A 13,578-nucleotide genomic window follows, 5' to 3' on the forward strand; every position below is an offset into this window, starting at 1 on the left:
TTCAAGATGTCGGCCATTGAGATGCGCAACATCGTCAAGGAGTACGGCGACGGGTTCAAGGCGGTAAACGACATCAGCCTGGACATCGCCGACGGCGAATTCATGATTCTGGTCGGGCCGTCCGGCTGCGGGAAATCGACCCTGCTCCGCATGATCGTCGGGCTGGAGGACATCACCTCCGGCGACATGCTGATCGGCGGCAACCGGGTCAACGAAAAGGCACCGCGCGACCGCAATCTGTCCATGGTGTTCCAGAACTACGCGCTCTATCCGCACCTGACCGTCTTCGAGAACATCGCGTTCCCGCTGCGCCTGATGAAAGGCATAACCGAGGACGAGATCAAGACCCGGGTACGCGAGGCCGCCTCGATGCTCGAACTGAACGAGCACCTGGACCGCAAACCGGCCAACCTCTCCGGCGGGCAGCGGCAGCGGGTCGCCATGGGCCGGGCCATCGTGCGGCAGGTCAACGCGTTCCTGTTCGACGAGCCGCTGTCCAACCTCGACGCCAAGCTGCGCGGGCAGATGCGCACCGAGATCTCCCGGATGCAGCGCCGGCTCGGCACCACCACGGTCTACGTCACCCACGACCAGACCGAGGCGATGACCCTCGGCGACCGGGTGGCCGTGCTGCGGCGCGGCTATCTGCAGCAGGTGGCGTCGCCCCGGGAGCTGTACGAGCAGCCGGTCAACATGTTCGTGGCCGGGTTCATCGGCTCGCCGCCGATGAACTTCCTGCCCGCGGTGGTGACCGGTGACCGGCTCAAGCTGCCGTTCCTGGAGGTAGAGGTGCCCGCCGTGGCGGCCGGGAAGGTCACCGACGGGCAGTTGCTGATCGCCGGCATCCGGCCCGAGCACTTCGAGGACGCCCGGGTGATCGACTCTTCCAAACGGGAGCGGGGCAAGGTGTTCCGGGCCCAGGTGGACGTCACCGAATGGCTCGGCGACTCGCAGTACGCGTACATCCCGTTCGACGCCAACCCCGAGGTGGCGAAGCAGCTCGCCGAGCTGGCCGCTGAACTCGACAGCGAAGCCCTGCGCAGCCAGCTGATCATCTCGATCGACGCGATGAGCCGGCTGCGGGAGAACCACGAGGGCGAGTTCTGGGCCGACACCCGCCGGATGCATCTGTTCGACCCGAAGACCGGGGAGAACCTCACCCGCGACGAGGCCGCCGCGGCCGACCTGGCCAGCCTCGAGGAGGAGGAACTGCGCGAGCGGATGGAACAACCTCGGTGAGCTGGTGGCGGCACGCGGTCATCTACCAGGTGTACGTGTGGAGCTTCGCGGACTCGAACGGCGACGGGATCGGTGACCTGCCGGGTGTCCGGTCCCGCCTGCCGTACCTTCGCGACCTGGGCGTCGATGCCATCTGGCTGAACCCGTTCTACCCGTCGCCGCAGGCCGACAACGGGTACGACGTCGCCGACCACCGGGACGTCGACCCCCGGTTCGGCACGCTGGCCGACGCGGACGCGCTGCTCAGCGACGCGCACGCGCTCGGCCTGCGGGTGATCATCGACCTGGTGCCCAACCACACCTCGTCCGCCCATCCCTGGTTCGTGGCCGGTCAGCGGGACCGCTATCTCTTCCGGGAGGGTCGCGGTTCCGAGCCGCCCAACAACTGGCAGAGCGCGTTCGGCGGCCCGGCCTGGACCCGGGTCGCCGACGGGCAGTGGTACCTGCATCTGTTCGCTCCCGAGCAGCCCGACCTGGACTGGACCAACCCCGAGGTGCGGGCCGAGTTCGAGGACATCCTGCGGTTCTGGTTCGATCGCGGCGTCGACGGCTTCCGGATCGACGTCGCGCACGGGCTGGCCAAGGACCCGCAGATGCCCGACCTGCACGAGCGGTTCGCCGAGCGGGGCGCGGCGGCGGCCGGTCATCCGTTCTTCGACGTGGACGAGGTGCACGAGGTCTATCGAGATTGGCGGCGCATCTCCGACGCGTACCCCGGGGATCGGGTTTTTGTCGGGGAGATCTGGGTGCAGAGTGCCGACCGGCTGGCGCTCTACCTGCGCCCGGACGAGCTGCACACGGCCTTCAACTTCGCCTTCCTCAGCGCGCGGTGGAAGGCCGGCGATCTGCGTACGGCGATCGACGACACCCTGCGCTCGCTGGCGGCGGTGGGCGCGCCGCCGACCTGGGTGCTGTCCAACCACGACGTGGTCCGGCACGTCACCCGCTACGGCAGTGTTCAGCGGGCGCGGGCCGCGACCCTGCTCATGCTGGCGCTGCCCGGCAGTGCCTACCTCTACCAGGGTGAGGAGCTGGGCCTGCCGCAGGTGACCGACCTGCCCGACGAGGTGCGCCGGGACCCGGAGTTCCACCGCGGCCAGTCGCCCGGTCGCGACGGGTGCCGGGTGCCGCTGCCCTGGTTCGGCTCGTCCCCGTCGTACGGCTTCGGGCCGGGCTCGGCCGCCTGGCTCCCGCAGCCGCCGTCGTGGGCCGGTTACGTGGCGAGCCGGCAGAGTGGCGACCCTTCATCGGTGCTAAGCCTGTACCGGGCGGCGCTGCGGCTCCGGCCCGGGTTCGGCGACGGGCCGCTGACCTGGCTGCCGTCCGCGCCGGAGGTGCTGGCCTTCCGCCGTTCACCGGACGCGATCTGCGTGGTGAACGTGGGCGACGAACCGGCACCGCTGCCGGCCGAGGTGCGCGGCCGCACCCCGGCGCTGACCAGCGCACCGCTCGAAAACACCGACACGATCAGCGGAGCGACGGCCGCCTGGTTCCTATCCTGAGCCTGCACGGCGGGGCGGGCGCCAGTTCTCGGCGATGCGGTCCATGTTCTCGACCTCGGGGGGCGGGACCGGAAGCGGCGTGGTGCCGTAGCGCAGGCCGTCCAGGATCAGCGTCAGGTAGCGGCGCCAGAGGCCGGGGGCGACCGGCTCGGCGTACTCCAGCAGGGCGGCGACCATGAACTGGGTCAGCACCAGGTCGACGCCGGCCGCGTCGGTGCGCACCACTCCGGCCTCCTGGCAGCGGGTGACGAGCGCTTCCACCCGGGGCGCCAGCATCTCGCGGATCTCGGCGACGCGGCGACGGCCGTAGGCCCGGCTGAAGGCGATGTCCCGCAGGCCGCGGTCGGCGGCCATCGCGGCGGTGGCCTGCTCGACGAACCCGGTCAGGCCGGTCCACGGGTCGGCGTGCGCGAGCCCCTCGTCGGCCCAGCTGACAATCTCGGCGAGACGGGTGTCGAACAGGGCCTCGACCAGGTCCTCCCGGGTCGGGAACCGGCGGTAGACCGTGCCGACGCCGAGGCCGGCGTGGTGGGCGATGTCGTCGAGCATCACGTCGACCCCGCGGGCGGCGAACACCTCCTGAGCAGCCTTGAGGATGCGCTGCCGGTTGAGCTCGGCGTCCCGGCGAAGGGGTTTGGTCACGGGGTCAGCGTAATGCGCGCCTCAATCTGGAGGAAGTTCCTCAACTTACCCGGTACGCTCGCCGAATTAAGTGGAGGAACATCCTCAACTACCCGGAGATACGCATGACTTTGGTGGCAGAAAAGGCGCCGGTACACCACGCGCAGCGGTGGCTGATCCTTGGCGTACTCGGCTTGGCGCAGTTGATGGTGGTTCTGGACGCCACGATCGTGAACATCGCGCTGCCCTCGGCGCAGCAGGCCCTGGGTTTCTCGAACGAGAACCGGCAGTGGATCGTCACCGCCTACGCCCTCGCGTTCGGCGCGCTGCTGCCGCTCGGCGGCCGGATCGGCGACCTGCTCGGCCGCAAGACCGCCCTGCTCATCGGGCTGGCCGGGTTCGCGGTGGCGTCGGCGGTCGGTGGCGCGGCCGAGGGCTTCGGCATGCTGGTCACCGCGCGGGCCGCGCAGGGTGTCTTCGGTGCGCTGCTCGCGCCGGCCGTGCTGTCGCTGCTGACCACGACCTTCACCGACGCCAAGGAACGGGCGAAGGCGTTCGGCATCTACGGCGCGATCGCCGGGGCCGGCGGCGCGATCGGGTTGCTGCTCGGCGGGGTGCTCACCGAGTACCTCGACTGGCGCTGGTGCATGTACGTCAACGTGTTCTTCGCGGTGCTCGCCGTCCTCGGCGGCCTGGCCCTGCTGCACAACCAGCGCGACGCGGAGCGCAACCGTTTGGACGTCCCGGGCACGCTCACCGTCTCGGGCGGCCTGTTCGCCCTGGTCTACGGCTTTGCCAACGCCGAGACGCACGACTGGAGCGACGTCGCGGTGTGGGGCTGGCTGGTCGCGGCGGTGGTCCTGCTGGCCGCGTTCGTGGCCATCGAGACCCGGGTGGCGCACCCGCTCGTCCCGCTGCGCGTGCTGCTCGACCGCACCCGGGGCGGGGCGCTGCTCGCCGTACTCGTCCTGGGGGTCGGCATGTTCGCCGTCTTCCTGTTCCTCACCTACTACCTGCAGCAGAATCTCGGCTTCACCCCGATCCGCTCCGGCGTCGCCTTCCTGCCGATGATCGGCGCCCTCGCCGTCACCGCGACCACGGCCACCAGCCTGGTCGTGCCCCGGGTCGGGCCGCGGCCGCTGGTGCCGGCCGGCTTCCTGATCGCCGCGGTCGGCATGTTCTGGCTGACCGGCCTCGCGGTGGACTCGACCTATGCCGCGAACATCCTCGGCCCGCTGATCATCATCGGCGTGGGCATCGGCCTGGCCATGGCACCGTCCATGACGGCCGGCACCTCCGGGGTGGCCGCGCACGACGCCGGAGTGGCGTCGGCGCTGGTCAACACCGCCCAGCAGGTCGGCGGCTCGGTCGGCACCGCGGTGCTCAGCACGATCGCGGCCTCGGCCGCCACCGACTACCTGGCCGGCCAGACCCCGACCCAGCAGCTCCTGGCGGCAGCCGCGGTAGACAGCTACACCACCACGTTCGCCTGGGTAGCCGCCTTCTTCGTGATCGGCGCGATCGCCGCCGGCCTGCTGCTCCGCTCCGGCCCCCTGCGCAACGACCCGGACGCCGCCCCGACCGCCCACATGTGACCCTCGCCGCTGACCCTCGCCGCGGTAAACCGACAAAATCTAGACCCTTTTTCCGTACGCGCTGGTTCAGTCCCGTGGCACTCGGTCCCGGCAGCTGCAACTCGCCCTCCGCGCGCCCGCTGCGGGCGGGCCCGGCCCCGGCCCCACTTCAAGAAAAGCGGCCCCTCCCGCATGCGGGAGGGGCCGCTTTCCAGGAAATCGGGCTGGGTCAGCGGGCCGCGCAGTATTCGTGCAGGGCGGCGGCGCCGGCCGGATCGACCCACTCGAAGGTGCCGCGCAGCAGGTCGGCGCGCTGGTCGACGGTGGTGACCGAGGCGGTCAGCAGGCCCCACGGCATCGCCACGTGCAGCAGGGTGCGGGTGATGCCGTCGGGCAGGCGCGGGCGGTCGGTGACCCGGAGCAGCACGCCGTCGGTGGAGATGTCCTCGACCTGGGCGGCCATCGCGACCAACCCGGAGTCGATCTGGGCGGTGCCGGTGGCGCTGTAGCCCGCCATCCGCCGGGCCGCGGTGCGCCGCTGGACGATGTCGGTCGGGGTGTCGCCGAGGATGGTGAGCAGGCCGCCGCGCAGCTCCGCCTCGACCCAGGTGACGCCGGCGCTGCTGACCAGCTCGAGAACCCCGGCCCGGCGAACACCGGGGTCGTCCAGGCTGAGCACCGGGATCGGCGGCAGCTCAGCCACGAATTCGGCCCGGGTCTCGGCCAGGCTGATGAGCGCGAGGGATTCCACCCCGGCGCCCTGGTCATAGCAGCGCAGAGTGAGAGTGCTTCCCGACGGAACAGTGATCATGCTGGCGCCTATCGGCCGCCTGCGGCGGAACTTGAGCATTCCGCAGGCGGCCGTGATCCCAGGATGAGTCAGCGGTTGTTCAGGTGGGGCATGTGGATCTCCTCCGGCTCGGGCGGAAGGTCGCCGACGCCGGCCTCGACGGCCTGCTCGTGCCGGCGGTGGGCCCGCGGCAGGGCGAGCGCGGCGACCACCGCGAGCAGCGCGACGACCCCGCAGGCGCCGAAGCCGTAGGTGAAGGCGTCGTCGGTGGGCAGGCCCTGCGCGGTGGTGTGGGAGGTGATGATCGCGGCGACCACGGCGGTGCCGATGCTGCTGCCGATCGTCCGGGCGATGGTGTTGACGCTGGTGGCCTCGCCGGTCTGGGTGGCCGGGACGCTCTCGATGATGGCGTTCGACATGGCCGCGAAGGCCAGGCCGATGCCGGCGCCGGACAGCACCCCGGAGAGCACGATCTGCCACAGCGAGCCGTGCGCGAAGGCGGGCACCGCGAACGCGCCCACCACGAACAGCGTGCCCAGGAACATCGGGAGCTTCGGGCCGTACTTACGGTTCAGCAGGCCGGCCAGCGGGCCGAAGATCACCATCGTGATGACGGTGGGCAGCAAGAACAGGCCGGACTGCGAGACCGACTTGCCGAAGCCGTAACCGGTCACCGCGGGCAGCTGCAGCAGCGTCGGGACCAGCAGGAACGTGCCGAACATCGCGAAGCCGAGGACCAGCGAGACCAGGTCGGTGGCCCACACGCCGCGGACCCGCATCAGGCGCATGTCGACGAGCGGCTCCTTGACCCGCAGCTCGACCAGGACGAAGACGACAAGCGCGACGACGCCGACGGCCAGCAGGACGATCGTCTTGGCCTCGCCCCAGCCCCAGGACTGGCCCTTGCTGATCGCCAGCAGCAGCGCGACCAGGCCGACCGAGAGGATGCCGGAACCGAGGACGTCGAGCTTGCCGGGCGTGCGGACCGGCGACTCCTTCATCCCGAAGACCGCACCGAGCAGGGCGATGATGACCAGGGCCAGCGGCAACCAGAACAGCCAGTGCCAGGACAGGTGCTCGACGATCGGGCCGGCCGCGACGATGCCGATGCCGGCGCCGATGCCGAAGATCGCGGAGAGCAGGCCGACGATGACGCTGACCCGGTCGCGGGGCAGCTCGTCGCGGACGATGCCGATGGAGAGCGGCAGGATCGCGCCGGCGGCGCCCTGCAGGGCGCGGGCGACGATCAGCACGGCCAGGTTGGGCGCGAGCGCGGCGACCAGGGTGCCGACCGCCAGCGCGGCCAGCACGCCGATCAGGACCTTGCGCTTGCCGACCATGTCACCGAGGCGGCCGAGGATGGGCGTCAGGACCGAGGCCGACAGCAGGTACGCGGTGATCACCCAGCTGGCGTCGCTGGTGTCGGCGCCGAGGTCGTGGCCGATCGTGCCGAGCGCCGGGGCGACAAGCGACTGCAGCACGGCGAACGCCAGGCCGCCCAGCGACAGGTACAGCACCAGCAGCGTGCTGCCGCGGCCGGGGCGATCGACGCCCGATGACTCGCGTGCCTCGAGTGTTTGCGTCATGACGTCCCTCACCGCTCGATGTAAACGCTTGCTGACTAACTATCGGCCGCGACCGAGGCTAAGTCAACAATTGCTTACGTCACATCGACGGAACGGCCGGCGCAGATACCGGCGCCAGGCGGGGGTTTCGCAACCGCAGGATCAGGTGCGACCCCAGCCCCAGCGGCAGGACGAACCAGCAGGACGCGAGGCGGTAGACCAGCACGGCGGCGACCGCGGCGGCGTGCGGCGCCCCGGCGGTGACCAGCCCGGCGAGCAGGCTCGCCTCGATCACCCCGAACCCGCCGGGCGTGATCGGAATCTGCCGCACCACCTGCACCGCGAGGTAAACGGTGGCGAGGTGGGCCACCGAAAGCGAAAGGCCACTGCCCCGAGCAGCCGCAACCAGACAACCAAGATCAAGAAGCCAATTGAGTACGGCGAGCAGAACGGTCCCACCCCAGTGCCCCACCCGCACCGTACGAACCTCCCGAACCAGCCCCCGCACATACTCCGCGACCCGCCCGATCCCCCGCAGCCGCCCACCGTCGCCAAGCGCCGGGCCGAACTGCCCCGCGGCGTCAACGCGCCCGGCGGTCGTAGCCAACCGAATCTCAGCGTCCGCGCGCGCTGATGCCGCAGCCAGCCGAACCTCGGCGCCCGCGCGCCCGGGTGCCGCGCCCAGCGGACGGCGGCGGGAATGGGCGTGGACCAGCCAGAACGTCGCCGATGCGGCCACCAGGAGGAACAGAAGGCCCACCGCGCCGGCCGCGGGATGCGCGAGCCCGGCCACGCCGGCGTAGGTCAGCAGCAACCCGACGACCGAGGCCGCGCCGGACAGCACCATGGTGGTCGCGGCCGCGGCGGCGGGCGCGCCGCGCCGGCGGTACTGCGCGACCGCGTAGGCGGCCGACACCGCGGAGCCGGCCGGAAACGCCAGGCTGATCGCGGAGCGGGCGTAGGCCAGCGCCATCGCGACTCGCCGGGGCAGATCGACACCGAAGGCCGACAGCATGACGCGCTGCTGCCACCCGAACGCGGCTTGGGACAACTGCTGAAGGACGAGAGCGACCGCGAACCACCGCGGGTCGGCGTCCCGCAACGCCCCGATGATCTCGGCCGAATCGGGCAACCGGCCGCGAAGCGTGGCCACCACGACGACCGCGGCCAGCAACGCGGCACCCGCCCGCACCCACCAGCGCCGAGACGCGGCCAGCACCGAACGCCGAGCCGCCGCCAGAAGCCGCGGCCGAACCACCGCCCCGGCGCCCGAAGGCTCGGCCCCCGGAGAGACAGCCGCCGAAGCCCCGGCACCCACAGCTTCAGCGCCCACAGACCCCGCCCCCAAAGCCCCGGCACCCGTGGCCTCGCCGCCCGGAACTCCGGCGGTTGGCCGGTCGAGTACTCGGCCCATTTCGATCACGATCCGCTCGTAGTAAACGTGCGCTGACTTGCGCACGGTACATCAACAGTTGTTTACATGCGGCTGAGTGGTTGATCACATGCGGCGCGTGACCACAAATGTAAATGTTTGTTTACTTAGGCCGCCGAGATCCGATACGCTGGTGCCATGTCAACCGAGCAGGTTCCGCGCCGGCGGCGAAACGCGGCCGATACCCGGCAGCTGCTTCTGCACGTGGCCCGCCTCCGGTTCATCCGGGACGGCTACGCCGCCACCACCGTCCGCGACATCGCGGATGACGCCGGCGTCAACGTCGCGCTGATCAACCGCTACTTCACCTCGAAAGAAGGCCTGTTCGAGGCCTGCCTGGGCATGGCCGCCAGCGACATCAACCGCGACGTCGACAACATCACCCTCGATCAGATCACCGCGCGGATGGCCAACAAGATCGCCACCGGCACCGACGAGGGAAGCCTTCAGGACTCGCTGATGATGCTGCTGCGCACCTCGGGCGAGGAGCGCGTCAACCTCATGCGGCGCGAGATCCTGCACGCCGTCAGCGAGAAACTCGCCGCCGCCGCGGGCCGGCCCGCCGACGAGGAGACCCTGCTCCGGGCCCAGGTCGTGCTGGCCACCGCGATCGGCATCACGCTGCTGCGCACCTCGCTGCGGCTGGCCCCGATCGCCAACGCCGACGAGCAGGACCTGATCGGCCCGCTGACCGACGTGGTCAACGCCCTACTGCCGCGCTGACCCGGCCGCGACGGCCACCGCGCCGCCGCGACCCGCGACCGTCACGGCCACCGCGCCACCGCGACCCGCGACCGTCACGGCCACCGCGCCACCGCGACCCGCGACCCGCGACCGTCGCGCCGCCGCGCTGACCCCGGTCGCGACACTGCGGCCGGGGTCAGGCGGGGGTCAGACCGCGACGTGCGTGGCGCCGGTCGAGGCGACCTCTTCGCGGCTGGCCTTGACCAGGAACAGGGCGGTCAGCGCGGCCACCCCGATCAGTGCGGCCCCCACCCAGAAGGCGACCGTGTAACCGTGCACGGTGGCCACCCCCTGCAGAGCCTGGGCCTGCGAGGGATCGGTCAGGTTGTCGGCGATGTAGCCGGCCACCGCCGAGGTGAAGATGGTGTTCAGCAGGGCCGTGCCGAGCGAGCCACCGATCTGCTGGGTGGTGTTGATCAGCGCGCTGGCCACGCCGGCGTCGTGGTCGGCCACGCCGACCAGGGCCGTGTTGGACATCGGGCCGAAGGTCACGCCCATGCCGAAGCTGATGATCAGCTCGGCCGGCAGGACGTGGGTGAGGAAGCCGGTGTCGGTGCCGATCCGGGTGAGCATCGCCATGCCGACGGCGGACAGCAGCATGCCGGCGAACATCAGGATGCGCGGCCCGACCCGGGTGAGCATCTGGGCCGAGAAGCCGGCGCCGAGGATGATGCCCAGCGTGAACGGCAGGAACGCGACGCCGGTCTTCAGCGCGGAGTAGCCCAGGGTCAGCTGCAGGTAGTAGGTGAGGAACAGGAAGATGCCGAACATCCCGGCGCCCACCAGCAGCGCGGAGAGGTACGAACCACCGCGGTTGCGGTCGAGGATGACGCGCATCGGCAGCAGCGGGTGCGAGGAGCGCAGCTCGATCACCACGAACCCGACGAGCAGAACAGCCGCCGCGATCAGGTAGGCGATCGTGGTGCCGGAGCCCCAGCCGTCACTGGCCGCCTTGGTGAAGCCGTAGACCAGGGCCACCAGGCCGAGGGTCGAGGTCAGCGCGCCGGGCAGGTCGTAACGGGTGTTGCCCTCGGCCTTGCTCTCGGTGACGAAGCGGGTGGCGGCCACCGCCGCGATGATCGCGATCGGCGCGCTCACCAGCAGGGTCCAGCGCCACGACGCGTACTCGGTCAGCACGCCGCCCATCAGCAGGCCGATCGCACCGCCACCACCGGCGATGGCGCCGTAGACACCGAACGCCCGAGCCCGCTCCTTGGCCTCGGTGAAGGTCACCGTGAGCAGCGACAACGCGGCCGGGGCCATCAGCGCGCCGAAGGCGCCCTGCAGGGCCCGCGCCGCGAACAGGGTCTCCGCGTTCTGGGCGAGGCCGCCCAGCGCGGACGCCACCGCGAAGCCGAGAAGGCCGATGATGAAGGCGCGCTTGCGGCCGGTGAAGTCGGCGATGCGACCGCCGAGAAGAAGAAGACCACCAAAGGCCAGGGTGTACGCCGTGATGATCCACTGCCGGTTGGCGTCGCTGATGTCCAGCGCGACCTGGGCCGTGGGCATGGCGATGTTGACGATCGTGGCGTCGAGCACGATGAGCAGCTGCGACACGGCGATAACGGCCAGGGCAAGCCACTTAGATGGTGACTTACCGGATATATCCGGCGCAGTTTTGGCCGCAGAGGTCGTGATGGACATGGAGATTCCCCCTATTAGGGCACGCGGAGATCACCCACGCGGCGCAGGATGCCGCGGGGTCGGCAGGAAAACGGTCAGTCGCGGGTCAGGAGCGGAAGGATGATGTCGTCGACGACGTGCGCGACGTACGCGTCGTCGAGTGGCCGCCCGAAGGCGAAGCAGTGCATGAACAACAGGGGCGGCACGATCTCGTCGATCAGCCGGGCGTCGTAACCGGGGCGCAGTTCGCCCCGACGCTCGGCCCGCTCACAGATGGCTTCCGCGAACGGCACTTTGGATTCCTGCATCGACCGCAGCTCGCTGGCCAGGGCCGAATCGGTGTGCATGGCCATGAACAGGCCGGCCAGGATCGGTCCCTCATCCCCGGTGATGAAGCCGCCGATCTCGGCGAACCACGCCGTCAGGTCGCCGCGCAGGCTTCCGGTGTCGGCCGGCGGAGGTGCCTCCGCCTTGCAACACCGGACCGCGTCGACGACCAGCCCGGCCTTGGTGGGCCAGTGCCGGTAGAGCGTGGCCTTGCTGGCCTGCGCGCGCGCCGCGACGGCGTCGACCCGCAGTCCTTGGTAGCCCGTCTCACCGATCAGTTCGTAGGTAGCCCGCAGGATCGCCTGCTCGCGCTCCTCATCGAGTCGGCCAGCCATGACAACCCCCCGTCCATCCGATCAAGCGAAACGAAACTGTTTCGTACACTAGCGCTCCTGCCTCCCGATGGCGATCTCCGGAGCCAAGTGTGACCCAGCCAACGGCAAAGGCGCCCGCCGAGGCGGACGCCTTTCAAAACCAAAAGATCAACGCAGGCTTGGGTACGCCGTGAGCAGCGCCTATCAGGATGCGGGCGCCGACTCCCGGCGGATCTTCGACGAGCCCCGGCCGACGGAGTAACCCTGGACCCACTTCACGCTCGACGAGCGAGACGTGCGGTCGGCCAGGTGGTACCAGTCCATCCGGACCCGGCCGGCGGTGATGTCCAGGACGCCGTACCCGTGTCCGTCGGTCTCCACCCACTTGACGTGCGGGTTGGTCGCCCGGATCAGCGCCGCGGCGGCCAGGCTGAGCGGCCCGCCCGGGCTGGTGCCGAGGAAGTCGTTGACGTTGTCGCTGGTCAACGACGGCACCACGAACTCGGCCGCGGCCGGGTTGGCGGTGCCGGTGTCCTTGGTCGTCAGCTCGTTGGCCCAGGAGGTGTGGATGTCGCCGGTGATGAAGACGATGTCCTTGGTCGCGTGCGCGCGCAGGGTGTCGACCAGCCGCTCCCGGTCGGCGTTGTAGCCGTCCCACTGGTCACCGTTGAGGACGAGGCCGTTCTGCGGCACCCCGATCAGCTCGCCCAGCGGCCCGAGCAGCCAGGCCGGGATCGCCCCCACGTCGAGCCGCGAGATCATCACCGGGTTGCCCACGATCTTCCAGGCGGCGGTGGAGTTGACCAGGCCGTCCACCAGCCAGTTCAGCTGCGCGGCCCCGGCGATCGTGCGGTTCGGGTCATCGACCGCGGTGCCGGAAGCCTGCTCGGAACGGTACGTACGCAGGTCGAGCATCGACAGCTCGAACAGGTTGCCGTAGCGCAGCCGCCGGTAGATGTGCCCGTCCGCGGCCAGCCGCACCGGCATCCACTCGGCGTACGCCTGCCGGGACGCCGCCACCCGCGCCGCGAACACCCCTTCGGTGGCCGGGTCGTGGTTCTCCGCTCCCCCGCTCCACATGTCGTTGGCCACCTCGTGGTCGTCCCAGGTGATCACCCACGGCACCGAGGCGTGCAGGGCCTGCAGGTCGGGGTCGGTCTTGTAGTGCGCGTGCCGGGTGCGATAGTCGGCCAGACTGACCGTCTCGTCGGCCGGCTGGGTCTTCCGGATGACCGTGTCCCCCGCGCCGAAGTCCCCGGTGGCGTACTCGTAGAGGTAGTCGCCGAGGTGCACCACCAGGTTGAGGTCGCCGCGCTCGGCCAGGTGCCGGTAGGCCGCGAAGTACCCGGCCTCCCAGTTGGCGCAGCTGACCACGCCGGCCCGCAGCCGGGTGATGGCCGCGTTCTCGGCCGGCGCGGTCATCGTCCGCCCGGTCGGCGACCAGGCCCCGGCCAGCCCGAACCGGTACCAGTACGTGGTGGCGGCGGTCAGCCCGGCCACGTCGACCTTGACGGTGTGGTCGCGCTCGGGCCCGGTCGGCACCGAGCCGGACGCCACCACCGAGCCGAACGAGGCGTCGGTGGCGATCTGCCAGTCGACGGTGACGACCGGCCCGGCGCCGGAGGCCGGGATCGACTCGGGGGTGGGCGTGACCCGGGTCCAGAGCAGGATGCCGCCGGGCAGCGGGTCGCCCGAGGCGACCCCGTGCTGGAAGACGTTGCCGGCCGCGCGGGCGGGCGCGGAGACGAGCGCGGGGGCGGTGGCGGCCGCGCCGGCGAGGAACAGCAACGAGCGGCGGCTGGTGGTGACAGTCATGCCCTTCTATCTATCTACCCGCCAGTAACCTG

At 70.6% G+C, this 13,578-nt stretch carries 11 protein-coding genes; 4 read left to right on the top strand and 7 right to left on the bottom strand.

Annotated elements, in window-relative coordinates; genetic code table 11:
• Nucleotides 1–6: 6 nt before the first annotated feature.
• On the top strand, nt 7–1,239 hold the full coding sequence (locus Ate02nite_RS00195; RefSeq protein WP_203797174.1) for an ABC transporter ATP-binding protein: 1,233 nt from the start codon (nt 7–9) through the stop codon (nt 1,237–1,239).
• Complete coding sequence (locus Ate02nite_RS00200; RefSeq protein WP_203797176.1) at nt 1,236–2,741, top strand: glycoside hydrolase family 13 protein; 1,506 nt, start codon at nt 1,236–1,238, stop codon at nt 2,739–2,741. The genes Ate02nite_RS00195 and Ate02nite_RS00200 overlap by 4 nt, the downstream gene beginning before the upstream one ends.
• Here Ate02nite_RS00200 and Ate02nite_RS00205 read toward each other — a convergent pair.
• Complete coding sequence (locus Ate02nite_RS00205) at nt 2,733–3,383, bottom strand: TetR/AcrR family transcriptional regulator (protein WP_203797178.1); 651 nt, start codon at nt 3,381–3,383, stop codon at nt 2,733–2,735. The genes Ate02nite_RS00200 and Ate02nite_RS00205 overlap by 9 nt on opposite strands.
• Before the next feature lie 104 nt (nt 3,384–3,487).
• Here Ate02nite_RS00205 and Ate02nite_RS00210 point away from each other — a divergent pair, with 104 nt between their 5' ends.
• The gene (locus tag Ate02nite_RS00210) at nt 3,488–4,957 is read left to right on the top strand and encodes an MFS transporter (protein ID WP_203797180.1); all 1,470 of its coding nucleotides are present in this window, start codon (nt 3,488–3,490) and stop codon (nt 4,955–4,957) included.
• Between the two features lie 208 nt (nt 4,958–5,165).
• Here Ate02nite_RS00210 and Ate02nite_RS00215 read toward each other — a convergent pair whose 3' ends face one another.
• The 3 genes from Ate02nite_RS00215 to Ate02nite_RS00225 form a co-directional block, all read right to left on the bottom strand.
• Entirely contained in the window at nt 5,166–5,747 is a 582-nt protein-coding gene (locus tag Ate02nite_RS00215) for a hypothetical protein (protein ID WP_203797182.1), read from the bottom strand.
• A gap of 68 nt (nt 5,748–5,815) precedes the next feature.
• Nucleotides 5,816–7,312 carry an MFS transporter gene (locus Ate02nite_RS00220; protein ID WP_203797184.1) on the bottom strand — a complete coding sequence of 499 codons (1,497 nt, stop codon included), beginning with the start codon at nt 7,310–7,312 and terminating at the stop codon, nt 5,816–5,818.
• A gap of 79 nt (nt 7,313–7,391) precedes the next feature.
• On the bottom strand, nt 7,392–8,549 hold the full coding sequence (locus Ate02nite_RS00225) for a lysylphosphatidylglycerol synthase transmembrane domain-containing protein (protein ID WP_203797186.1): 1,158 nt from the start codon (nt 8,547–8,549) through the stop codon (nt 7,392–7,394).
• A gap of 312 nt (nt 8,550–8,861) precedes the next feature.
• On the opposite strand from Ate02nite_RS00225, the gene Ate02nite_RS00230 reads away from it, so the two are divergent.
• Entirely contained in the window at nt 8,862–9,446 is a 585-nt protein-coding gene (locus tag Ate02nite_RS00230) for a TetR/AcrR family transcriptional regulator (RefSeq protein ID WP_203797188.1), read from the top strand.
• 168 nt (nt 9,447–9,614) lie between these two features.
• Here the strand turns inward: Ate02nite_RS00230 and Ate02nite_RS00235 are convergent, their stop codons facing one another.
• The 3 genes from Ate02nite_RS00235 to Ate02nite_RS00245 form a co-directional block, all read right to left on the bottom strand.
• Nucleotides 9,615–11,111 carry an MFS transporter gene (locus tag Ate02nite_RS00235; protein ID WP_203797190.1) on the bottom strand — a complete coding sequence of 499 codons (1,497 nt, stop codon included), beginning with the start codon at nt 11,109–11,111 and terminating at the stop codon, nt 9,615–9,617.
• A gap of 74 nt (nt 11,112–11,185) precedes the next feature.
• Nucleotides 11,186–11,752 carry a TetR/AcrR family transcriptional regulator gene (locus Ate02nite_RS00240; protein WP_203797192.1) on the bottom strand — a complete coding sequence of 189 codons (567 nt, stop codon included), beginning with the start codon at nt 11,750–11,752 and terminating at the stop codon, nt 11,186–11,188.
• A 183-nt stretch (nt 11,753–11,935) separates the two neighbouring features.
• Nucleotides 11,936–13,546, bottom strand: coding sequence for an alkaline phosphatase D family protein (locus tag Ate02nite_RS00245; protein ID WP_203797193.1), 1,611 nt, complete (start codon nt 13,544–13,546; stop codon nt 11,936–11,938).
• Nucleotides 13,547–13,578 lie beyond the last annotated feature (32 nt).

Origin of the sequence: Paractinoplanes tereljensis, from assembly GCF_016862435.1 — a bacterium.
GTDB lineage: Bacteria > Actinomycetota > Actinomycetes > Mycobacteriales > Micromonosporaceae > Actinoplanes > Actinoplanes tereljensis.

Bases quoted from the DNA above. Each gene is read 5' to 3' on its own strand.
- Ate02nite_RS00195 (WP_203797174.1), top strand. From the start codon at position 7: ATGTCGGCCATTGAGATGCGCAACATCGTCAAGGAGTACGGCGACGGG.
- Ate02nite_RS00210 (WP_203797180.1), top strand. From the start codon at position 3,488: ATGACTTTGGTGGCAGAAAAGGCGCCGGTACACCACGCGCAGCGGTGG.
- Ate02nite_RS00215 (WP_203797182.1), bottom strand. From the start codon at position 5,747: ATGATCACTGTTCCGTCGGGAAGCACTCTCACTCTGCGCTGCTATGAC.
- Ate02nite_RS00220 (WP_203797184.1), bottom strand. From the start codon at position 7,312: ATGACGCAAACACTCGAGGCACGCGAGTCATCGGGCGTCGATCGCCCC.
- Ate02nite_RS00230 (WP_203797188.1), top strand. From the start codon at position 8,862: ATGTCAACCGAGCAGGTTCCGCGCCGGCGGCGAAACGCGGCCGATACC.
- Ate02nite_RS00235 (WP_203797190.1), bottom strand. From the start codon at position 11,111: ATGTCCATCACGACCTCTGCGGCCAAAACTGCGCCGGATATATCCGGT.
- Ate02nite_RS00240 (WP_203797192.1), bottom strand. From the start codon at position 11,752: ATGGCTGGCCGACTCGATGAGGAGCGCGAGCAGGCGATCCTGCGGGCT.
- Ate02nite_RS00245 (WP_203797193.1), bottom strand. From the start codon at position 13,546: ATGACTGTCACCACCAGCCGCCGCTCGTTGCTGTTCCTCGCCGGCGCG.